At 44.8% G+C, this 21849-nt stretch carries 25 protein-coding genes, 1 tRNA gene and 1 pseudogene; 7 read left to right on the top strand and 20 right to left on the bottom strand.

All coding sequences use genetic code 11. The annotated features are described in order from the left end of the window. Positions 1 to 72: 72 nt before the first annotated feature. Both AC07KQ_RS07600 and AC07KQ_RS07605 read right to left on the bottom strand, forming a co-directional pair. Positions 73 to 1578, bottom strand: a complete 1506-nt coding sequence (locus tag AC07KQ_RS07600) for an ABC transporter permease (RefSeq protein WP_194959200.1) — start codon at positions 1576 to 1578, stop codon at positions 73 to 75. After that, the gene (locus tag AC07KQ_RS07605; protein ID WP_019916119.1) at positions 1575 to 2450 is read right to left on the bottom strand and encodes an ATP-binding cassette domain-containing protein; all 876 of its coding nucleotides are present in this window, start codon (positions 2448 to 2450) and stop codon (positions 1575 to 1577) included. The genes AC07KQ_RS07600 and AC07KQ_RS07605 overlap by 4 nt, the downstream gene beginning before the upstream one ends. A 245-nt stretch (positions 2451 to 2695) precedes the next feature. On the opposite strand from AC07KQ_RS07605, the gene AC07KQ_RS07610 reads away from it, so the two are divergent. Both AC07KQ_RS07610 and AC07KQ_RS07615 read left to right on the top strand, forming a co-directional pair. Then, positions 2696 to 3136, top strand: coding sequence for an HIT family protein (locus AC07KQ_RS07610; protein WP_016388451.1), 441 nt, complete (start codon positions 2696 to 2698; stop codon positions 3134 to 3136). A 138-nt stretch (positions 3137 to 3274) separates the two neighbouring features. Further along, entirely contained in the window at positions 3275 to 4597 is a 1323-nt protein-coding gene (locus AC07KQ_RS07615) for an N-acetylmuramoyl-L-alanine amidase family protein (protein ID WP_003605206.1), read from the top strand. Between the two features lie 72 nt (positions 4598 to 4669). On the opposite strand, the gene AC07KQ_RS07620 is transcribed toward AC07KQ_RS07615, so the two are convergent. The 8 genes from AC07KQ_RS07620 to AC07KQ_RS07655 all read right to left on the bottom strand — a co-directional run bounded on the left by AC07KQ_RS07620 (position 4670) and on the right by AC07KQ_RS07655 (position 11711). After that, on the bottom strand, positions 4670 to 5296 hold the full coding sequence (locus AC07KQ_RS07620) for an HAD family hydrolase (RefSeq protein WP_011674532.1): 627 nt from the start codon (positions 5294 to 5296) through the stop codon (positions 4670 to 4672). Then, entirely contained in the window at positions 5296 to 5742 is a 447-nt protein-coding gene (gene dtd / locus AC07KQ_RS07625; RefSeq protein ID WP_003565699.1) for a D-aminoacyl-tRNA deacylase, read from the bottom strand. Before dtd ends, AC07KQ_RS07620 begins: the two co-directional genes overlap by 1 nt. A gap of 120 nt (positions 5743 to 5862) precedes the next feature. Continuing rightward, the gene (locus AC07KQ_RS07630; RefSeq protein WP_480156533.1) at positions 5863 to 8091 is read right to left on the bottom strand and encodes a RelA/SpoT family protein; all 2229 of its coding nucleotides are present in this window, start codon (positions 8089 to 8091) and stop codon (positions 5863 to 5865) included. Between the two features lie 236 nt (positions 8092 to 8327). Then, positions 8328 to 8651: a hypothetical protein gene (locus tag AC07KQ_RS07635; RefSeq protein ID WP_003565703.1), complete on the bottom strand. Its 324-nt coding sequence runs from the start codon at positions 8649 to 8651 to the stop codon at positions 8328 to 8330. 26 nt (positions 8652 to 8677) lie between these two features. Then, on the bottom strand, positions 8678 to 9418 hold the full coding sequence (locus AC07KQ_RS07640; RefSeq protein WP_003598825.1) for an RsmE family RNA methyltransferase: 741 nt from the start codon (positions 9416 to 9418) through the stop codon (positions 8678 to 8680). 132 nt (positions 9419 to 9550) lie between these two features. Continuing rightward, positions 9551 to 10498, bottom strand: a complete 948-nt coding sequence (gene prmA, locus AC07KQ_RS07645) for a 50S ribosomal protein L11 methyltransferase (RefSeq protein ID WP_016388452.1) — start codon at positions 10496 to 10498, stop codon at positions 9551 to 9553. A gap of 116 nt (positions 10499 to 10614) precedes the next feature. Further along, positions 10615 to 11109, bottom strand: a complete 495-nt coding sequence (locus tag AC07KQ_RS07650) for a DUF3013 family protein (RefSeq protein WP_003565709.1) — start codon at positions 11107 to 11109, stop codon at positions 10615 to 10617. Next, positions 11106 to 11711: a DNA-3-methyladenine glycosylase gene (locus AC07KQ_RS07655; RefSeq protein WP_032764637.1), complete on the bottom strand. Its 606-nt coding sequence runs from the start codon at positions 11709 to 11711 to the stop codon at positions 11106 to 11108. Before AC07KQ_RS07655 ends, AC07KQ_RS07650 begins: the two co-directional genes overlap by 4 nt. A gap of 105 nt (positions 11712 to 11816) precedes the next feature. Between AC07KQ_RS07655 and AC07KQ_RS07660 the strand changes: the two genes are divergently transcribed. Further along, entirely contained in the window at positions 11817 to 12065 is a 249-nt protein-coding gene (locus AC07KQ_RS07660) for a hypothetical protein (RefSeq protein WP_003575242.1), read from the top strand. Between the two features lie 69 nt (positions 12066 to 12134). Here the strand turns inward: AC07KQ_RS07660 and AC07KQ_RS07665 are convergent, their stop codons facing one another. The 5 genes from AC07KQ_RS07665 to AC07KQ_RS07685 all read right to left on the bottom strand — a co-directional run bounded on the left by AC07KQ_RS07665 (position 12135) and on the right by AC07KQ_RS07685 (position 14217). Beyond that, positions 12135 to 12521, bottom strand: a complete 387-nt coding sequence (locus AC07KQ_RS07665; protein ID WP_003565715.1) for a DUF1093 domain-containing protein — start codon at positions 12519 to 12521, stop codon at positions 12135 to 12137. Between the two features lie 461 nt (positions 12522 to 12982). Further along, entirely contained in the window at positions 12983 to 13165 is a 183-nt protein-coding gene (locus AC07KQ_RS07670; protein ID WP_003565717.1) for a hypothetical protein, read from the bottom strand. Continuing rightward, on the bottom strand, positions 13165 to 13551 hold the full coding sequence (locus AC07KQ_RS07675) for a hypothetical protein (protein ID WP_003565719.1): 387 nt from the start codon (positions 13549 to 13551) through the stop codon (positions 13165 to 13167). Before AC07KQ_RS07675 ends, AC07KQ_RS07670 begins: the two co-directional genes overlap by 1 nt. Before the next feature lie 179 nt (positions 13552 to 13730). Then, complete coding sequence (locus tag AC07KQ_RS07680) at positions 13731 to 14009, bottom strand: N-acetyltransferase (protein ID WP_032764640.1); 279 nt, start codon at positions 14007 to 14009, stop codon at positions 13731 to 13733. 73 nt (positions 14010 to 14082) lie between these two features. Further along, positions 14083 to 14217 carry a hypothetical protein gene (locus tag AC07KQ_RS07685; protein WP_016388455.1) on the bottom strand — a complete coding sequence of 45 codons (135 nt, stop codon included), beginning with the start codon at positions 14215 to 14217 and terminating at the stop codon, positions 14083 to 14085. A gap of 166 nt (positions 14218 to 14383) precedes the next feature. Here AC07KQ_RS07685 and AC07KQ_RS07690 point away from each other — a divergent pair. The 4 genes from AC07KQ_RS07690 (at position 14384) to AC07KQ_RS07705 (ending at position 18386) form a co-directional block, all read left to right on the top strand. Further along, positions 14384 to 14471 (top strand) — tRNA-Ser (locus tag AC07KQ_RS07690). A 1349-nt stretch (positions 14472 to 15820) separates the two neighbouring features. Then, positions 15821 to 16372 carry a type IIL restriction-modification enzyme MmeI gene (locus AC07KQ_RS07695; protein WP_310581380.1) on the top strand — a complete coding sequence of 184 codons (552 nt, stop codon included), beginning with the start codon at positions 15821 to 15823 and terminating at the stop codon, positions 16370 to 16372. Positions 16373 to 16446: 74 nt separating this feature from the next. Continuing rightward, positions 16447 to 17235, top strand: coding sequence for a DUF6414 family protein (locus AC07KQ_RS07700; protein ID WP_016388456.1), 789 nt, complete (start codon positions 16447 to 16449; stop codon positions 17233 to 17235). Further along, positions 17232 to 18386 carry an AAA family ATPase gene (locus AC07KQ_RS07705; RefSeq protein WP_016388457.1) on the top strand — a complete coding sequence of 385 codons (1155 nt, stop codon included), beginning with the start codon at positions 17232 to 17234 and terminating at the stop codon, positions 18384 to 18386. Before AC07KQ_RS07700 ends, AC07KQ_RS07705 begins: the two co-directional genes overlap by 4 nt. Before the next feature lie 207 nt (positions 18387 to 18593). Here AC07KQ_RS07705 and AC07KQ_RS07710 read toward each other — a convergent pair. The 5 genes and pseudogenes from AC07KQ_RS07710 to ybaK form a co-directional block, all read right to left on the bottom strand. Further along, positions 18594 to 18878: pseudogene (locus tag AC07KQ_RS07710) on the bottom strand (NAD(P)H-dependent oxidoreductase); the annotation flags it as partial. Beyond that, complete coding sequence (locus AC07KQ_RS07715) at positions 18871 to 19437, bottom strand: TetR/AcrR family transcriptional regulator (RefSeq protein WP_016388459.1); 567 nt, start codon at positions 19435 to 19437, stop codon at positions 18871 to 18873. The gene AC07KQ_RS07715 and the pseudogene AC07KQ_RS07710, both read right to left, overlap by 8 nt. Before the next feature lie 108 nt (positions 19438 to 19545). Next, on the bottom strand, positions 19546 to 20349 hold the full coding sequence (locus AC07KQ_RS07720) for an N-formylglutamate amidohydrolase (protein WP_019893292.1): 804 nt from the start codon (positions 20347 to 20349) through the stop codon (positions 19546 to 19548). A gap of 433 nt (positions 20350 to 20782) precedes the next feature. Next, complete coding sequence (locus AC07KQ_RS07725; protein WP_003594619.1) at positions 20783 to 21097, bottom strand: DUF960 domain-containing protein; 315 nt, start codon at positions 21095 to 21097, stop codon at positions 20783 to 20785. A gap of 18 nt (positions 21098 to 21115) precedes the next feature. Then, positions 21116 to 21619 carry a Cys-tRNA(Pro) deacylase gene (ybaK, locus tag AC07KQ_RS07730; protein ID WP_003590954.1) on the bottom strand — a complete coding sequence of 168 codons (504 nt, stop codon included), beginning with the start codon at positions 21617 to 21619 and terminating at the stop codon, positions 21116 to 21118. Positions 21620 to 21849: the final 230 nt, after the last annotated feature.

The raw sequence follows: 21849 nt of genomic DNA on the forward strand, positions 1-21849 counted from the left end.
CTCCGTTTCATTGTTCAATATACGAATTAAGGATCAAATTTTCTCTAAAGCCTTTCTGCAATGTTGATGCCGTTACCTTGCGCGTACTTCTATCACAATCCAACAGCCCACAGCAATCAAACTATAAACGGCACCTGTCACCATACCAACAATGCTTGTCGCCAGCGGTAGTGGTCCAGTCAGGCCGCAAACGACTAGGAACAAAATGACAGTCCCCAGCAGTTGGCTCCACTGGCCGGATTTGGTCAACTGACCCAACATGAGACTCCCCACCGGTAACATGATGGCCCAGCCAAGTAACGGCCACGCAACGATTCCCTGCCGCAGCAAGGTTGGCAGCAAAAGTAGTAACGAAAAGGTAACACTTAACCATAAAGTGCTGTTGATGGCGCGGCGAGTCGCATGGTTCACGGTACCTTCCCATGCCGATAAACCATTCAAATCATCAGGCCAACCAATTTGACTGAAGAAACTCATGGCCCACAAATACTGAATCGGCAAAATCATCCCGCGCAAGCTGCCAACTGGCACAACCCAAGCAAGAAGCCATAAACCGATCGCCACTAGCCACCACCACTTGTTCTGAGAATGGAAAAGTCGATGTGCCTGTTGGCCAAGCAATTGTTGCCAGCGAAAGTTGTTCGTCCTTGCCGAATGAAACCGATCATCTTTTGGCCTTGGCAAATCAACCGTTAATTTTGATTTGCCTGAGTTCGTTTTTTGGTGTAGTGGCCGGTGCTCCAGACAAAAGGCAGCCAGTAACACCAACACGATGCTCATCAACACCGTCCCGCCGATTGCCAACCATTCTGTTTGTGTTAACGCCAGCGGCTGAAAAATTAGCTGATGTGTGCCCATCCGACTCAAATGATCATTGCCGCCCAGCATCAGCACCGTGTTAAGCGGATGTCCGGCAGAAATGGCGGACTGGCGGATCATGGCCATCAAGAACGCAATACCCGAAAAGTTAAAAAGTTGGCTGTACCAAGTCATGGTAGTCATCATGGCATATAACGTCAGAAGTGCTATCACTAACACGGTGGTGCCGAGTTGTCCTCGCAGTCCCGGCAATGTCTCACTCAAAACCCCTAAGCCGCTAATCAAGAAAATCCCAGGCACCAGACTGAAAAAAGGTGACAAAAATTGACTCAAGCTCAACCCCTGACCAGGATATTGGATCAAAAGCATTAGCCCGCTGCCAAGCATCACCAAGACTAAAATGGTGAACAATAGGCAGCAGCTAACCAGAAATTGACTCGCCAAATAACGGAAACGTCGTAATTTTGTCGTCAACAAATATGTAAGGACACCATTTTCCCGATCAGCATGAATACCTTGGCGCGCGATCACAAGGCTCACAAGTGGAAAGAACAATGACAACACGCAAGCAACACCGATTGGTAACCAAGTGGGATTATTGGCTTGCGCAAAATACTGTGGATCCAATACTAATACCCGAAAATTGCCCTTTGGCCGCGGTGCAAGAATGACAGCAGCCAAAAGTGCTATCACCGCCAAAATGCGAAATGAGAATTGTTGGGTGCGTTCCCGATAATCAACCGCAATGAGTCGCATCATCCTTTCCTCACCGCCTGACTTTTAAAGAAATCGAGAGTCGCATCTTCTAAGTTAGGCGCTACCATGACCGCATTTGCCACTGGCGCCTCGTCTGCAATCATGCGAATATGAATACCATCGCTTCTTTCTTGCATGCCACTAATTCGCTCACTTGTCGGCAAAGACGCATTGCGCGGCAGTGTGTATTCCCAAACGTGCCCCGAAGCTTTGTCGAGAAATTGTGCTGGTGTGCCTTGAAAATGCAATTGACCATCGGTAAGCAATAATAACTGACTGGCAATGGCCTCAACATCTTCAATAATATGGGTCGAAATGATGACAATTCGGGTTTGCGCGAGACTGCTCAATAAATTGCGGACAGCAATTCGTTCAACTGGGTCTAGGCCAACAGTAGGTTCATCAACAATCACCACTTGCGGATCACCTAAAAGACTAGCAGTCAGCCCAACACGCTGGCGCATCCCACCTGAGTAATCGCCGAGCAAGGTTGAATTGCTGGGATTCAAATGCAGCAGTCCTAACGTTTGGACAATTTGCCGGTCCGCCTCGCGCGGAGCAATGCCCTTAAGCGCCGCAATATAGCGTAAATAGGCCAATGCGGTCACATGTGCATCATAAGGCACCTGCTGTGGCAGATAGCCTAAAACTTGACGCATTTTTTGCGGTTGCCTGACAATGTCAACATCATCCAATAAAATCGTGCCACTGGATGGTTTTGCCAAGGTTGCTAAGAGTTTCAGTAAAGTCGACTTGCCAGCACCATTTGATCCAATCAAACCAATGACCCCATTGGCTTCAAGTGTCGCGGTTATCCCAGTCAACGCTTGTTTATCCCCAAAGCGTTGACCAACGTTTTTCAAAAATAATGACATGAGACATGCACCTCCTGAAACTAGTTAAAAATTAATAACTTATGGCAACATCAATCATAAGTTGCACTTGGCGTCAGTCTTTAGACCGAAAAAGAATAAGACATAATTCCTTATTGGACTTGTGATTCATTAGATTCTGAATAATCTGGGAAACGTATAGATTAGAATTCTTTGCCAGTTCGGCTCCGCAGCGGTACGCTATCACTAATTTCGCGCCCACTCTACTAAAACAAGGAAGTGTCTTTATGTGGCAAGATAATCGTATCCAAGCAGCCATTGATGGTACCAATCCAATGGTCATGGCTGAGCTACCCGGCGGATTTGCGGTATTTGGTGATGTTCAATTTTTACCCGGTTACTGTGTGCTCCTTCCAAAACAGAATATTACCGATCTCAATCATCTCGAAGAGCCAGCAAGAACTTTATTCTTACAAAGCATGGCTCAGTTAGGCGATGCGGTTTTGGCCGCTTGTCACCCGGTCCGAGTGAACTATGATATTTTAGGTAATACAGATAATTTTTTACATGCCCATGTGTTTCCACGATACAAAACGGAATCCGCGGAACGACTTGCTAAACCCGTTTGGTTATACACCCCGGATCATTGGTACGATCCACAATATCAATACAACCCGGCCAAGCATGATGCGATTCGGCAAAAAATCACTCAGTTTCTTTTGGCATAAGCGCTCGGTCCGACTGGTAAGGGTTATTCCGAATTGTCTTGTTGTCTAGTCCTTAACGCAACTTAAACGTGATTACGCCACTTTTTCTAATGCGATTTGCTATAATAGGATTAACTATCTTCAGAAAATGGTGGGCTCATGAAGAAAATTGGACAATTAAAAAAATGGCCGCTGGTCGTTCTGGTGGCGCTACTTTTCGGCGTTGGTGTTGCCACAACCAGTGTAATGGCCAACACACAATACATGACTGTCAAGGCAGATACCGTCAACGTGCGGTTAGGTCCTGGTTTGGCATATTCAATTATGGGACAAGTGAAATCCGGTAATGAACTGTCGATTATTGGTGCGAAAAACTCCTGGTATCAAGTCCGACTAGCTGGTAATAAAATCGGCTGGGTTGCCTCTTGGTTGGTGGATCAAAGTGAAGCAGCAACTTCACAGGCCAAAGTGGCAACGGTTAATCAACCGGTTAACGTCCGTGAATATGCCAGTCAAAATGCAAAACAACTAGGTTCGCTAAATGCCGGCGACAGCGTCAAGGTCGTCTATCAAGAAGGCGCTTGGACTCAGATTGCGTACAACACCACGGCTGCATGGATCACCAGCAGCAGCGTTCAGTTAACCGGCCAAACCACCAATTTAGCCCAGCCTGCGCAAACGGCGTTGGCAACCGAGAAAAGTGCGCCGGCGCTGAAGGTAACAACCAATACGATGACCAACCTTCGCAATGCCGCCGGTATCAATGCGCCTTCGGTTGAAAAGCTAGACAAAGGCACCGAACTGACGGTCTCTAAGCAGCAAGATGATTGGTATGCGGTCACGGCACCAGATGGCAAAACTGGCTACGTTGCGAGCTGGACCGTCAGCGCACCAAATGACGGGCAAACGCAAAAAGCCGCTACAAAACTGTCAGAGGCTACGATTGTCCTTGATCCAGGTCACGGCGGCTCCGACACTGGTGCGATTGCCAATGATGGCACCGACTATGAAAAAACATACACGCTTAAGACGGCCAATTTAGTTGCTAACGCTTTACGCGCGGCTGGTGCCAATGTCATTATGACCCGTACAACGGATACTTTCGTTGATTTAGCACCTCGACCAAATACTGCCAACAATGCTCACGCGGATGCTTTCATCTCTTTCCATTTTGACTCCAGTCCATCCAAGAATTCAGCATCTGGGATCACCACCTATTACTACGACAGCAAAAAAGACCTTGCCTTGGCCAAGTCCGTCAACAGTGCTTTCAGCGGCCTTCCGCTGGAAAACCGCGGTGTCGCCTTTGGCAATTTCGAAGTCCTGCGTGATAATAAACAACCTGCTATTCTGAACGAGATGGGTTACATCAACAACGATAAAGATTTCCGTCAAATCAAAGATCCGAGCTATCAGTCCAAGATTGCTACCGATATTGTAAATGGCCTAAACGCCTACTTTAAGGCAGGCAATCATCAGTGATGAACTAAAAAAGGTCCTGACATTGAGTTTACAACTTCAATGCAGGACCTTTTTTAGAGTCGATAATAACTTTTAAACGCGGAATAATGGCGGGATCTCTTCCAGATGATCCACCTGAAAATCAGCTTGCGGTGCGGCGTTCAAGCCGTCAACGTTAAAGTAGATCGTTTTGACGCCAGCGTTAATACCAGCGTCAACATCCAATGAGCGATCACCAATCATCGCTGTGACAGCCGGATTTAGCTGAAATCGTTTGAGCAGATACTGAATTGAATCTGGTGCCGGCTTGCGTGGCAAATCTAAATCGGCATCCACCCCACCCAAAAACAAATCAGCAGCATGATCCTTGGCCAATATTTTCCAAGCACTGTGATCGCGGTGCGTCAGCAATAGATTATTCCCGCCTTGCGACTTGATCGCTCGCAAAACAGCTAAGGCAGTCGGGTAAGGTTTGATATCCTGCAAATAAGCCGCAGCCCGATGGTGGTAATCAGCCTCCAAATCGGTCACACTGCGGCCGATCTGTGCCCCAAATGTCGTCAAAAATTGTTTGATTGAAGTCTCTTTGGTTGTTCGATACAAAGCGGCCAAATCAAAGTGACCACCGTTGTCTGTCACCAAAGCACCTAACGCTTTCATCATCCCCGGGTAGGAATCATACAAGGTCCCGTCAAAATCCCAGATGGCATTGACTAGCATTATTTCGCCTCCGTATCAAATAAAATCGTAACCGGCCCGTCATTTGTCAGGCTCACCTGCATATCGCCACCGAACTCACCAGTTGCAACAGGCACACCTAAAGCTTTGAGTTTGGCATTGAAGGCTTGATACAAACGATCACCTAATGCCGGATCAGCAGCTCCAGTAAAACTCGGCCGATTGCCGCGGTGAGTGTCAGCATACAACGTGAACTGCGAAATCGATAGCACTTGGCCACCTACATCAGCTAAAGCCAAGTTCATTTTGCCGACTGGATCACTGAACACCCGTAGCTTGCTAATTTTTTCCGCCAAATAATCACTGTCGGCTTCCGTATCAGTTGGTCCGACACCGAGTAAAACCACAAACCCGTGGTCAATTGTACCGACTGTATTGCCTTCAATTGTCACTTTTGCTTCAAGACTTCGTTGTACCACTGCGCGCATGAATTCAATCCCCTTTATTTGCTTAACATGATCAAAAAAAGCTGCTTACTCAATACGGTAGCAGATTTCTGACCACCTGTCTTGAGCAAACAGCATTTTTATCGTCAACCAGCCCTAAAATCAGCCATTGGCGCGCTTTACTTCATAAATATCCGGCACATTTTTGACTGCATCCATCAATTTATCCAAATGAGCAAGATTGCGTACCCCCACTGTCACGTGAATGTCAGCCATTTTGTCATGGTCAACCCGGCCGTTAATGTTGTTTAACGCCTTGGTCTGGGCATTTAGAACCTGCAACACATCACTCAGTAAACCGCTGCGATTATAACCGTAGATTTCCAAGTCAGTATCAAAAAGCTGCTTTTGGGCTTCTTCATTCTCCCAGCGGACATCAATCAACCGGCCGGCCATTTCACCGGAACTTTGCACACTCGGGCAATCGGCGCGATGCACGGTGACCCCGCGACCCTTTGTGACATAGCCAACGATCGCGTCACCAGGGACAGGCATGCAACACTTCGCAAGATGCACCAGCAGGTTATCCACGCCTTCGATGACAACGCCATCTTCAGAATGGGTTTGTGGCTGCTGATGTTTGTCGCTTGAAACCGTCGTAACCTTTTGATTTTTGGACAGAATTTCGGCTTCTTTAGCCTTCCGGTCTTTTTCAGCCTTGTCATGCCGGAATTTCTCCGTCAAACGATTGGCAATGACTTTCGGGGTATATTCGCCGTAACCAATCGAACTCATCAATTCATCAACCGTTTGAAAATTGAGGCGCTGCATCAAGCCTGTCATATTTTCCTTGGTCAAGAAATCTTTTGGCACGTAACCTTCGTCCAAAAGTTCACGTTCCAGCATATCACGGCCTTTTTCAGCATTCTCGCTTTTATCAGCCTGTTTAAAATAGCGCTTGATTTTATTGCGAGCCCGTGAAGTGAAGACCAGCTTGATCCAGTCGCGGCTTGGCGCACTGCCGCTAGCCGTTAACATCTCGACAATATCACCGTTTTTCAAAACATAATTCAGCGGTACGATTTTGCCATTGACCTTAGCACCGACCGTGTGATTACCAACCTCGGTGTGCACAAGGTAGCCAAAATCTAACGGATTACTCCCCTTAGGCAGCTCATAGACGTCACCTTTAGGCGTGAAAACGTAAACCCGATCCGTGAAGATATCGCCTTTGACACTTTCCATAAAATCGGCAGCATCGCTGGTTTCATCTTGAAGCTCCAGAATTTCACGGAAAATGTCGAGTTTCTTACCGGTCTTATCGTACTCAACCTTGCTGGTCTGGCCTTCTTTATAAGCCCAATGTGCCGCAACACCATATTCAGCCACATGGTGCATTTCTTCGGTGCGAATCTGAACTTCAAGCGGCTTACCCATCGGTCCAATCACCGTGGTATGAATACTTTGATACAAGTTTGCCTTGGGCATTGCAATATAATCCTTGAATCGCCCAGGCATCGGCTTCCACTTAGTATGAATGGCGCCAAGAACCGCATAACAGTCTTTGATCGTCTCGGTAATTACCCGAATGGCCAACAAGTCATAGAGTTCATCGAACTGCTTATGCTTGTCGCGCATTTTTTTGTAAATTGAATAGATGTGCTTTGGCCGACCGTAAATCTCATATTTGATGTGTAAATCAGCCAAGGCCTTTTCGATTTCGTCGATGGCTTCCTGAATATAAGCTTCACGTTCAGTCCGCTTACTATTCATCAAGTGGGCAATGCGATAGTACTGTTGCGGATTGAGATATCGCAACGATAGATCTTCGAGTTCCCATTTGATGGTACTGATCCCTAAACGATCAGCCAAGGGTGCGTAAATCTCCAATGTTTCGTTGGCAATTCGTCGTTGCTTATCAGGCCGCAAATGTTGCAGCGTCCGCATATTGTGCAGCCGATCAGCAAGCTTCACCATAATGACCCGTAGATCCTTGGCCATTGCCAGCAACATTTTTCGATGGTTTTCTGCCAGCTCATCTTTATGGGCAACATAGGTCACTTTGCTTAACTTGGTGACGCCATCCACAATGACGGCAACATCATGACCAAACACTTCTTCAATATCGCCCAAAGTAATATTGGTATCTTCGACGACATCATGCAAATAGCCAGATGCGACTGTTGCTGGATCCATTTTTAATTCAGCGAGAATCCCTGCCACCTGAATGGGATGGATAATGTACGGCTCGCCAGATTTGCGAACCTGATCCTTATGAACATATGCGGCAAACTTGTAGGCCTTTTCGACGAATGCCAAGTGTTCAGGGTTCATGTAAGCTTTACACAACTTCATGACATCCGGTTGGGTGAGTTCAACTTCTTCGGCCATTCTATTCCCTCCTGAATTCCACGCCTTCACAGGCACGCGCACGCTGATATTATGAGAAGGGCGATAAGCACCTGCCAAAAGAATCTTAGGCAACACGCTTATCGCCGCTTCGCTACGCTTGCTGTTTCGCGTCAGTGCGCGCTTTTATCTCAACACACCGTTTTCAAAAAGCAGTGTGCGTGACGGTTCACTTTTCTTAGATTACCCTTAAATTATAACGATTCTATGTAAAAATGCTAGTCCTTTGCCATTGCGAGCAGACTGAGCAAAATATAGACCGGCACAAAGAAATAGCCATACCATTGATAACGCAAAAAAACCATGGCGGCAAATAAAACTGGCAAAACGAATAACCACCACCAAGCCAAATGATGCCGATGAATCATCTTACCAATCCACCAAGCACTGAACATATCGATGAGAATAAACAAAACACCGACACGAATCGCTGTGCTGATATGAAATAACGGAAATAGCCACGGTAAAATCAAGGTGATCAGAATGCTCCAACTAATAACACTGTTGCGGGGCACTTTGACCCAATTGAGAATACGACTCATATGAAAATGTTCTCCTTTGATGACGCTTATATAGATGTTGCTTGTAATTCTGTTAAAACCGACACGGCACTAAGCAAGTAAAGCGGTGCAGTTTCTGCACGTAAAATGCGTGGCCCTAATCCTGCAGCAATAAACCCCTGCCCCGTTAAAACTGATAACTCCTCTGGTGCAAGGCCGCCTTCTGGACCAAAGACTACACACAACGAAGCAGGACGAGGCGATAGCGCCGAGATTAAGGCACCATGCTCACCTTGTTTGGCACTTTCCTCATAAGCGACCAATTTCGCCTCGGCAGTCTGCCCTACCTGATTTAGCTTAGCATACATCGTCACATCTGGAACCTGGTTTCGATGACTTTGTTCGGCAGCATTTTTAGCAATTTCCTGTAAACGGGCGATTTTTTTAACCACCCGTTCCGCCGGCCACCGTGCCGTTCCCCACTGGGCATTGAAAAAACCGATTTTGTCGGCACCCAACTCAGTAGCTTTTTGAACGATCCATTCTGATTTGTCCCCTTTGCTGACACCACAGACAACTTCCACAGCCAGTGGCAGTTCAACTTTTTTAGTTATGTCTTCATCAATCGCGACCTGTAGCGGCGACGACTGCTGAATGATTGCCAAATATGCGTGGTGCATGGGGTCAACGAGTTCGAACCGATCACCAATATCCTGACGCAGCACTTTGATCGCATGTTTGGCAATGGTCGCATCTAACTGAACAACGTCACCGGTTTTAAGTTTTTGATCGGTAAAATACCGCTGCATCTGATGTCCTCCTCATAAACGAATCGCAAGCACTAGCGCAAAAAGCTGCACATTAGAACCTTGGTCAGAATCGTCAAAGCACGGCCATTCCGGCCAAGAACGCTCATTGCTTTGATTGCTAACCGTGCCACCTCACGCTGTTTCTTTAATCACTGCGTCTAATGCGACCCAACCGCCGGCTTCGCGCCGCTGAGCAATTGAAAAGCCATTATCTTCTAAAGTCCGAATAATTAACGTCGCCTTGTCGGCAATAATGCCAGCAAGCAAGAAGTGCCCATGAGCTTCTAATCGTGGTCGCACTTGCGGAATCAGCGGCACCAGCACTTCGGCCAAAATGTTGGCAACAATCAAATCGGCTGACAAGGTAATGCCCTTCAACAAGTCATTCGCGGTGACAGTAATGTGGCTAACCGGATTTAGCTTGATATTAGCCTCAGCATTTCTAACGGCAATTTCGTCCACATCGGTCGCCAAAATGTCACCGACACCAAGCCGTTCAGCCGCAATCGCTAAAATACCTGAGCCAGTGCCGACATCAATCATGGTTTCACCACCGCGGATCACAGACTCCAATAACGAAAGCATCAGCTGGGTCGTCGGGTGTGTGCCGGTGCCAAAGGCCATACCGGGATCAAGTGTCAACTGCAATTCGCCTGCTTGTTGCGGCGTATAATGCTCCCACTTGGGTACGATGGTCAAAAATCGCGAAACGCGTAAGGGATGGTAATACTGTTTCCAGACATTTGCCCAATCCGCCTGCCTGACATCTGCCAAGGTGACGGTTGCAGCACCGGGATCCAGGCCGAATTGAGCAAGCCCGCGGACCCGCGTTGCAATATGATCGCGTTGTTCAACAAGTGATGTTGCTGGATCAAAATACCCAATCACTTGTGCTCCGGAGGCCAAATGCGGCACCGTTTTCGGGTCAAACCAGGTACCGTGAGCATCCACGGTTTCTTTTTTGAAATCAGCGGCGTCTTTGATTTGAATCCCAACCGCCCCTGCCTCCATTAAAATATTGCTGACCGCCTCAATGGCTTCAGTGGTGGTTGTGACCGTTAACGCTGTCCAATCATTCATGGTTGCCTCCTTTAAACGTGTTCTTTGATGCAAAAACTGCTACTGTCCAGATACCGGCTTGAAAAGTCAGCCGACCGGTCTTTGCGGCCAATATTCTTTCTTCTTTGGCAGGCTGACTAGTACTTGGGATAGGGTAAAAAGATGCGGTTATCCTCCTCCGGCTGTTCCGTCAGAATCCGTTCAAATGCCGCATCGTCAAAATTCAAGACGAAAGTATCATCGTCAGACGTGCCATCGACAAAATCCATGAGGTCACTTTCGCTATCGTCTAAGAAATCCTGCAAATAGATAAACAAGGCATCCACTGTGGCTTTATCAATGCCCTTCTTACCATTAAACCCGAAAACAGCTAAATAATCATCTGCATAGTCTTCACCGTGCAGCCGAGTTTCATCATAAAACAAAATGGCATCTTGATATTCAACTGGCCCATTGTCAACGGTCTCACCAGATTGATCTTCAACCTCGATACCAGACTCGCTTTGTACTGTCATCGTGATTTCAAGTTCAATCACATGGGCATCTTTATCCCAGTTTAGACTTAAATCACCATCGAAATCCAGCGCATCCATTTTGTCACCAATTGCATCTAACATATTGATTTGGCTCATGATTGCCATCCTCTCGTTTTTAAATCCTGATCTCGTCGAGCTGTACCTGATACAAACGGATTCCCCTGCACGGAAAAACGCAAGGGCGCGCTTGTCCAAGGTTCTTTGTTTGGAATGCCAATGCGCGGTCCTATCGTGATGTGACGCGGCTGAAATAATGTCGCCGTCAGCTGCAAGCCGCCAGCGTTTAATCGGCTGCCGTCAAGCGCACGGTCAATTGCCAATGCCTGACAAAGCTTGCCCGGGCCATTGGTCAACCCAACGCCTTCTTGGTGCCGACGTTGCTGCATTTTCGCCATACCAGCTTGCGGCTCCAGCGCGCGAATCAAGATACACTCTGGCACCTCCGCAGTTCGCGTCACAATATTCAATAAGCAGTACTGGCGCATTTGATAAACATAAACGTTGCCCGCCGGTAAATACAGACTGTGATTACGCGGTGTTTTTCGACCGCCAAACGCATGCGCGGCTTTATCCTCTACACCTAAATACGCCTCAGTCTCAACAATCAAACCACTGCAGCCAGCCAGACTCAGTTGCATCCCTAGCAATTGCTGCGCAGATTGAATTGTTGGCTGGGTTACTAACCATGGTATCATCATGCTTAACATCTTAGCCTAGCTGCGCGCGAAATCAAAGAGGCAGCACAGCTTTGCCTAAAAATCTTTGCCGGGTATAATGGTATCAAGTTAGAAAGGAAGCTGAACATGGCAGAAAACTTGGCATTGCGCGCATTAATCAGCCAACAGACAGATGCACTCGTCTCTGAACTCTATACCGACGACAAGGTCAATGCACGACTGCAGACGTGGTTAGCAAAAGTACCTGATCCTGGTGTAGCCGATACCTACAGTTACCTACTGTCGGAATCTCGCGATTTCTCTGAGGAACTTCTCTATCGCATTCTGACAAAGCTTGTCGAGGATGGTTCGCTCAAACTCAAGGAGCAAGCTTAGTAAAAAATAAAAAGAACGAAGCAGTCAGCTCATAATGAGCCTGCTTCGTTCTTTTTTGCCAGTTCCTGTTTACTCAAGCTTAGAAAGCACTGAGGCAGGGATCGCATTTTTATTCACGACTTCTGGGCCTTTGATAACCCGTTTCTCGGAAACAGTTGCTTTCACATAAGAGCCAGGCTGTAGTTCAGTTGGATTTGCAGATTCGCCAGACTCATATCCAACTTCGCGTTTTTGACCATCCTTTGTCACCCAAGTGAACTCATAATCATAATAGTAATACTGTTTACCATTAACTTTATAAGGGGAGCCATCATTATTTTTGGACGCATGCTTGGTTCCTTGTGTCACCTTTGCATAGGATTCAACGCCATTATAGGTGCTGTTCCAATACTGATAGCCGAAAAATCCCAAGACAATGACGACCAATAAGAACACAACGCCGAATGCTTTTTTCATATTTGTTTCACTCCTTCTCGATAAAAATAGTATGCCAAAATCGTGACCTGGATTCAACACTTTCAACGGCTTTTACGGCTTTCTTAAAGCGTGACAAAAGTGTAAGAAATGTAAGCTTGATGCGGGTTAAAGCCATTCTGTAATGCTAATACTTTATCCATCAGCATTGCATATCATGAGATTTTTAAAAACAAAATGGAACTAACTGAATAATTAATTTTATTACTAATATTATTTAATGCGTATGTCACTGGTATGTAAGAAGACAACTTATCCACGAGGGACATCGTTCACTTCTCTTATTGATACCTTGCGAAAATGTGATGGTTGCTTAAATACAATTTCTATATCATCTCATCGAATCCCTTGACGGCTTATTGACCAAAAAAGTGTTGGCAGTCTTTAACAAATCAAGGCTGAACCAACACTTTTGTAATAGGTATTACCACCCCAAACCAGATTTAATGTCGCTTAGGTCGCCGCGAATCATCTTTTCGCGGCTTGCGCTTCAGGCGGCTGAAAACTGACTGTACGGCCTTAAACCGTTGCGGATCACGGCGAGCATCCTGCACGAATTGACTAAAATCATGATCGCCGATGCCAATCTCAGGCGGTTCTTCTTTTTTATGCTTTAACCAGGCCATCACGACACCTCCGAATTATTATGGACACGACGAGATCGTTTGGCGCCTGACAAAATTAAGAACATGGCAACAGCCAAACCAATGACTGCAAAGACACTGTAGTTCGGAATCAGAATGAAGGCAATAAAGGCACACAAGCCTATCAGATTGCCTATTAAAAGCAGCCGTTGATTCTGACTCGCAAAATACGACAGCAAATGTAAGACGATCCCAGGCAACGTCAGCCACCACAAATGATTGGCCCACTGCATCAGTGTTGATCCAACACCCGTCAATGAGAAGCCGTTTGGCAATGTCGCCATGATGGCAGCAACTAGCATTACCAAGGCAAAGGCACCATATAAGAGGTCATACAGTGCCGGTACTTTCTTAATGGAAATTTTCAAGTGTCGACCTTCCCTTGTTTAGCGATAATCGTATTATACAAGGTTAAACGTGGCAATGCACGGAAGATGAAAACGACTTAATTAAAATAATAGTGTTTCGCGAACGGTTGGCTATTAAAAATATTTCTTTTAGCGGGGGTTGAAATTTTTTTCCAAACACTTCAAATCCAGAAAAATATTCACTTACTAATGATTTTAGAGAAATAAATGATGGTCATCCCGGGTTTTATGGCCGTTATCTTGGTGATGTCCTGAATATAACCCATTTTTTTGTATAGATGAACCAGCTTTTTCTCTTCGGCAATTGTATCCAGATGCCATGTCGTGACACTCGGATAAAAGATTTCAATGTCACGTAGCATTTGCTGCGCGTATCCTCGACCCTGAAATTGCAGTAAAATTAACAAAGGAGATAAACGTGCGATCTGCCTGTTCTGACTGACAATGATTCGAAGCATACCCACACGAGCACTTCCGTGGCTAAAAAATAAAAGTGATTGGTAGGACGAGACCACTTTTCTTCTAGGAAAACTAATGATTCAAAAAAGGGTCAGTTTGGTCATCCTGGTACTTCAGAGAGATGGGTTTGAAAGCGGCCTGATACATCTGCCGAATAAGCGGTAAATCCGCTTGGGTGACGGTAGCAAAACTAAAGGATTCATTCATAGAGATCTCTCCCTAATTGATAAAATCACCACGGCTTATTCATAGCTCACAGCTTAACTGGCAACTGAACAACGATTAACCGTCTGATTCAACCGTAATTATCACACATTTTAAGACAATAGCTTCCCAAAGGTGGTCTGTTTTGTTATACTAGTTCTTGTGTTTTGGAGAGTTGGCAGAGTGGTAATGCAACGGACTCGAAATCCGTCGAACCGGCTAATACCGGCGCGCAGGTTCAAATCCTGTACTCTCCTTATTATTTCAATAAGAGCCGTCTGATGCTTTGCTGGAAAACGGCATAGTGAAAGACGGCTCTTTTTTTCTGAAATTATGTCGCTATTACTCCTTGCCAATGCAAAATTGAAGGCACGTCTGCTTTGGGCTTTGAGCATGACGTACCTAGCTTGTCTTGTGCAAAGTATCGGTTCCGTGCAATCGCGCTCATTCGTTGACTTTTTTCGTCTTCATATTGAAGCCTGTTCGCGCCTCTCCTTGAGTAAGGTCTTTGTTGTGGTGATGATTCGGCATCATTGATCGTGTCAGCAATCATGTCGATACCATTGAACTAATCGACTGTTGAACTGTTCTCATGATCAACTTAACTTACTGTTTAAGCCAGTTCAGAACGCTATCCATTAAAACTGAAATAAGCCATTTCTATGGTGTTGAATTCAAGCATACACCATTTCCATCGTACGAGTATTGTGGCCAGTGATCATCTCATAAATGTAGAAGCTAGTGAACTTTTTGAAGAACTTGTCGGCTGTTTACCACTCCATGCTGGCGCAAACATCATTCAGGCTGATTCGTTAACAACAGATTGGTTTGAACCCTTCTCGAAAAAGATAATGAGCAGCATATGAAGCCGCTGTGCCCCAATGAATTAATTTTTATTTTCGGTAATCCTCCGTTTCTGGGATATATCCTTGAGTCACTATCGCAGAAAGCATCACGTGAATTTGCGATGAAATCCATTGACGAAATCCATTAAGGAATATAAAAAATTGATTTTGCCAGTGGATGGCTTATTAAGTCTGCATCAACACCGCAAACAAAGCCAAATATTCACGCGACATTAGTTGAGACAAATTCAATCCATCAAGGTGAACAAACCATCAATCTTGTGGAGACCATTATTTGTACAAGAGAATTAACATCAGTTTTGCCGAGCAATCTTTCATATGGGATAATAGTGTTGCAGCCGTATACGTTGTCATTATTGGATTTAGGCAGCTAACAGAGGAAGGCTCAAATCTGTTGGCGTCTGGGGATATCAATTCAGATTCTGTTGAGAAAATAGTGTCACATATCAATCAATATCTGCTCAATCTTCGCCCTCCGTTATCCTTGAGGCTAGTATAGTTCAGCTATCCAGTCTCCCAGAGATGACGAAAGGTAGCTCACCCTCAGAAGACGGGAACTTTATTTTGACGCAGGAAGAAGAACAGAACTTAGCAAAATGAGCGTTGATACTTCTCGCCATATTTTTGATTATTCTGGGGCAAAAGGGTTCTTACACAATACCCCGCGTCGAATTCTGTACCTCACAGATGCGCATCTGTCGGTACTTTCAATTCTGCTGATTAAATCTAAACTCGAATGAATTAGAGAGCTCAGAAAGAAAAGTTCAAAAAAGAGCACAGTGCCCTTTCTGAATACCCACTGCAATTCGACGAAGATAGCGTTGACTTGGGCCTCTGATGGCTATTTCCCGTGTTTCTTCGATTCAGAAAGAGTATGTTTCGATGGAGTATTTTTTGCAGGCAATGTCATAATGGCGAATGCGATTTTTCAATTACCCAATGCTAGTTTAACGATATTTGTCTTGCTGGAGTCCAAGATGCACACAACGTGGCTCTGGACGGTCGGTGGAAAATTAAAAAGTGGTTCCCAATACTCAAACACTCTAGTCTATAATACTTTCCCGATACCCCCTCTTGATAATCTTCAACAGGGATATTTAGACAGATACGCCAAATTGATTCTGTCTGCTCGCAAGGAGAACAATTCAAGTGAGACAAGTTTGGCTTCCCTTTATGATCCAGTCATCATGCCAGCAATTTCAAGAATAGTTCATGTGAGAAATGATAAATTTGTTGATTTCCCCATGGTTTATCCGCCCCTCAAAAGAACGCCGAAAAGACAAGCTGGATGAACTGTATCGCACCACCCTTAAGTAACAAAACAAGCTGAACTTTCGAAACACCAATTTGTACAGGGAGTGAGTAAATGACCAAAAACAGCCAAAGCAATTTAGTGAAAATTGCATACTTCGATGAACAAGCAGCAATAGATGCCCTTCAAGTTATCGATGGGGGATCTGCACTTGAGACGTTGAGCAAAACCTTAGAAAAAGAAAATGCGTTCGATGCAAATGGAAATGTCGGAAAATCTTTTTTGGGTCTAATTGGTTTTGGGCTAAAAGGCAATGCTAGGCGTGAAAAGAACACTATTATTCAAAGCCAAGTGACTAGCACACTAATCAGTCAGTTCCTAGAAAAGGTTTCGGAAAATGAAATTTCGCTTTTAACAGTCGACGATCCTAATTTACGAATTCAGAAGGAGTCAATCGCGTACTTCAGGAATTTGTTGCCAATGACGCATATGGTTAAGGATTTTTCGGCTTTAGAAAATGTCGATGAAGACTCTCAACGTGTGTTAGCGGCACTCAACTTCGACCAGCTAGGAGACTCTCTTGATACCTTCTCTGCCTACTATGAACTCGAAGGAACATTTGAGGCGCGACCCGCAATTTTCCGCTTCAATATCGATGGATTGCGAAATAACTACTCATTGTTAGACCTAGCAAAAATTGATCGGTTGAAAGTTTACGGATTGACGGTTGGATATCGAGACTCAATGAACCTTGCTTTTGACAAGCAGGTTGATGACCTCATTGCAGAAGTGAATGATGAAGATGTTGATTATGATGACCTCAAGAATACAGAGGATGAAAACAAAAAGGGCAAAAAAATGTATCCTATGATTGACGTGATTTTAGCTGGTATTGAATCATGAAAATAGAAGTCTTCTTTGAGCCTGAATCTGTCTTCGCTCGACGAGTAGCTCGTCTTGACGGGACGTTTCGCTTTGCTAAGTTTTTGCAGTATTTGGATGAAGCTACTACCACCACAAATAAAGACGATTTCGGCCAGACTAAAGTCAAAATAGCATTTTCGAATGATATTTCCACATTCCAGAATAATCACATCTGTGTGATTAGGCCTTCAGACCTTGTAGGCTACAAATCATTTGTGTTCGAGAAAATCGATACACACCTAGAAATTCTTAAGCAACTTGGCGTCCAACAAGTGCTAATTAGCAATCCAACTCGAATATTGATGTCTAATTTGGAACAATATCCAAATCTGATTGAGCATACTAATTTTCCATTTCAAAAAATTAGTATTAAGAAAATCAATTCTTTAGTGCAGAAACTAGATAAACAGATTATCGGTCAAACAAGGGCAAAAACAGCTATTTATCGAAAGTTGGTTGTTCAACATGTGCGAACTGGAGACAAACCACTGGTTCTTATGTTTTATGGTAATCCTGGGATTGGAAAAACAGAAGTCGCTAAGGTAATGGCAAAGTCACTCTTCGGAACAAACAAAGTTATTCGCGAGCAGATGTCAATGACAGCTGGAAACGCAAGTCTCGAATATTTTAAGGCAACCGCCCACAGCGAAAATTCTTTTTCAAAGGAGTTGTTAAATCGAAAATCAAACATTCTACTCTTGGATGAGTTCGCTCTGGCGCCGACATATATACAAACTGCATTTTTTCAACTTTTCGATGAGGGAAAGTATGTCGATCAAAACTTTTCCGTTGATATGCGTAACTCAATTATTATTTGTACATCAAATTTTACCTCAAAAAATCAGATGAAAGCCGCGATAAGCCCTGCACTATTTTCTCGTTTCGATGCAGTAATTCCATTTATTGATTTCACTCCAGAGGAAAAAATAAAAGTGGCCGACAAAATAGTTGAAAGTTATGTCAAATCCGGGAAAATAAAGTCCCAATACATCAAACTTATAGACATTGATAAAGTTAAAGATCACGTTCATCGAATGGTTTTGCATTTTTCAAATTTCCGTGCTATTCGTAATCTGGTGGAGGACGTAATTGCCGATGAGTTGATTGAGAGCAGCGGCTGGAAAAAATGATCTGGACATACTTTGCTGGACTATGGTCTAAAAATCGCTTGATCCTCATCTGTCTGATTGAATTAAAAAAGCCGTCACCCAGTGACGACCAACCAAGTATATTTGCATGCCAATTCAGTACCACTTCATTCAAATTCAGCCGATTTCAACAGTTCTAATCCCACCAAGAATACCGTTAGATCAATAATTCAACATCAATCAAACCGTCAGAATTGCTGGAACATCATTCCACCAAACTGGCGAAATGATGACTAAACCATCTGCCTTTTGTAAGAGTCGCAAATATTTCTGGACGAGCGGATCATGGGTTTTACCAGCATGAAACAAGCGAAGTTCTGCCACATCATAACTAGGAACAAATTGGTCTTGATAAAGATCAATAACCGTATAGGACACTTGATGGTGATCAAAATTATGTTTGACTGCTTCCAAAATTGCATGATTAAAGCTTTTTGCATATGGATGACAATAAACAATCAGAATTTTAGTCATTTGAACCCTTCAATAGATCCTTTAATGTCTTACGCACCAGATTAGGATCATAATTCGTAATGCCACTATCAATTAACAAACCGTATCCTTGAATAAATGACCACAACTGGATAAAAAGAATCTGGGGGTCAATAGTGATCCCGCGTTTGCGGAGTACGTCTTTTATTAGTTGGATCACTTGATCGTAAAATCCGAATTGCCCAGGTTCGACTTTCAACACATCGCGAGCTGCTGGATTGAAAAACAAAAAGTGCATCAAATGCGGATCTGCTTCAAACCGCTCTAAAATTTCGGCAGCCATCACCAAAAGTTTTTCTTCTGGATCGGTGATTTGCCCCAGCACTTGCGCCATCTCTGCCTCCTCTCGCTGTGACAGAAGCTGGGTAACAGCGCGCAATAGAGCGTCCTTGGTTGCAAAATGCTTGTAGAAAGCGCCAGTTGTCAATCCGATGGCCCGTGCCAATTTTCGTAAAGATAGCTGATCTTCACCATTTTCACGAATCATATTCATCGCTTGTTCTAAAATACGTTGGTCCGTATCATGACTGATTCCTACCAAATACTCACCCCCCAAAAAAAGAGATAACACCGTTACCCCATTAACTAATTATAGGGTAACAGCGTTATCTCTCTTTTTCAATCCTTAATTTTAGTGTTCCAGCAATCTTTATCGTAACTGTTTCAGAAAATCCCGCAAAAATCGCAATCTATCTTGCGCTTTGCGAAATAAATCAGTCTGATACTGAGTCAACACTTCTTCTCCAAATGGGCGCTGATCAATGTATTGATTGTATCGTAGCTCAATTTGAATGGCGGTGATATTAGGTTGATGACCGTAATAGCGCGTAATGTCACCGCCACGAAATGGAAAGTTATTTTCAACTGTGAAATCATGTGCGGCAAACGCTGCGGATAGCTTTTGTCGAAAAATTTTACTAGTTGTTCGGTCATGGTCATTGCCTAACACGATTGTTTTTGGCTTGACTCCCGGGTAATGAGGATATTGGGCAAAACTATGCAAGTCAATTAAGTAAGCATGGCCAAATTTTGCCTGTTTTTGCTTTAAAATCGTTGTTAAGGCGTGACGATACGGCCAATAATAGGTTCTCAACCGTGATTGCAATGTTTCTGGCGGTATCGGCTGCGGGTATAGAGGATGATTGAACGTATTTCGCTGATAAATTGTGGCATAGCGATAATCGTGATCTGAATCTAAGGTAACAGCACGATTGGGATCGGCGACATAGCGATTAACACGATTGATCAGCGTCGTGAAGCCGGTTTGCGGCAGGAAGTCATAAAGCGCAGGCAAGAACCAGTCGCTATTGGCCAACACGGCCGTTGGCAATAAATGCTTACGCATGTCAGCAGGGATCCAAGTACCACTGTGCGGCAAACTAATCACAACAGGAGATGCTGCGTCTGCATTCAGCAACTCAAAGGTAGCTGATAGTTGTTCGTTTTCACCCATTTTCTTTCCTCCTCGGTGACTGTTATCGGATCTAGAACAGGTAAAGGTTGAGACATACTTCTAAGTCGACAAAGCAAAAGCGAACAATTTTCCATTTGGAAATTTGTTCGCTTTTGCCTGCTCATAGATAATTTATTATGATTTTAAGGACCGTAGTGCCAAGGCGGAGCAATCGTAGGCCAGTTGGGGCTCAGCCGTGCAAACAACACAGCGACGGTTTCTGGAGCTGATGTTGTTAGGCGACTTCGAGACCGGTCTTTGGGCTCAAAGCGCCGTCACAGCGTTCCAGCCCCAGCTGGCCGGAGATTGCGGAGTTTGGCACGGCAAGGAAATTTTGGCCTAGCATCTTCCTACGATTATTCGGAATTTAATGAATCACAAGTTCTATGAGGGTAAGATGGCTCACCCTCTTCCGCATACAGGTGATTTTTAATTACTTCTGGTGTCCTTCTTCAGGCAGCAAGATAGTTTGACTCTCGCCGTCGTCGTAAGCCATGACTGTGTCGGGAAAACTGGGATCATACGGGAATGGCAGATCAACTGACATCTCCGTTGCCGCGCCACTTTCACTAAAATGAACGGTCAGCTTCCCCTGATTATTCTGCAGATCGAAACGTAACAAGTTATTTAGCGGAACAACCCCTTGCAGATTTCGATCGATGATCATCCAAATGCTATCAATGATTTCACCTGGCAGATTCGAGATGACGCCAAAAGTCGCGAACCGACTGTGATTTGTCTCAAACATACACGCGATCTCCTTCCTTCAGTCTTGCGTGGCAATATCCGCAAATTGTGCATCAACAAATTGCGCCAAAATTTTAGGATCAATGCCAACTGAGCGACCCACTTTACCGGCGGAAACAATGATCGTTGCCTGGTCCTCAGCCTCTTGACTGATAAAAATAGGATACTTATGCCGTTCGTGAATGCCAATAGGTGTGTTAGCACCATGCTCGTAACCTGTGGTTTTCATGAGATCCTTCAGCGGCACCATGCCCACTTTGCGGTTACCAGAGACCTTGCTTAGTTTTTTATAATCAACATGCCGATCGAGCGGCACGACGCCGACCACCGGACCAGTTTTGTTGCCGGTCAAGACCAGCGTTTTATAAATCTGATGTTCTGGTACATCCAAATGGTCAACTGTTAGCTGAGCAACATCGCCCACCTCTTCAGTCGGAAATTCGTAAGGCACATAAGCGATCCCCGCTTTGTCCAACATTTTTTCGACCAAGGTCTTTTCAACCTTATTGTGATGTTTAGCCATCGCGATCCCCCCTAAACGCGATCACAGTCGCAGCAATCTGCGTGTAAGAACCTCGAGTGCGATGGGCCCAAACCCGGTCATCACGCCTGAGGCCACTTACACGCCGGTTTCTAAGCGCGACTGCTCACGCTCTTGCTTAAATGCGCCACCTTGCGTAGCCAACCTACATGCATGTAAGGACCTTGGTCGCAATGGTCAAAAGACGGCCATCACGCCCAAGGCCGCTTACA

This window comes from Lacticaseibacillus sp. YLM2-1 (genome assembly GCF_056583465.1).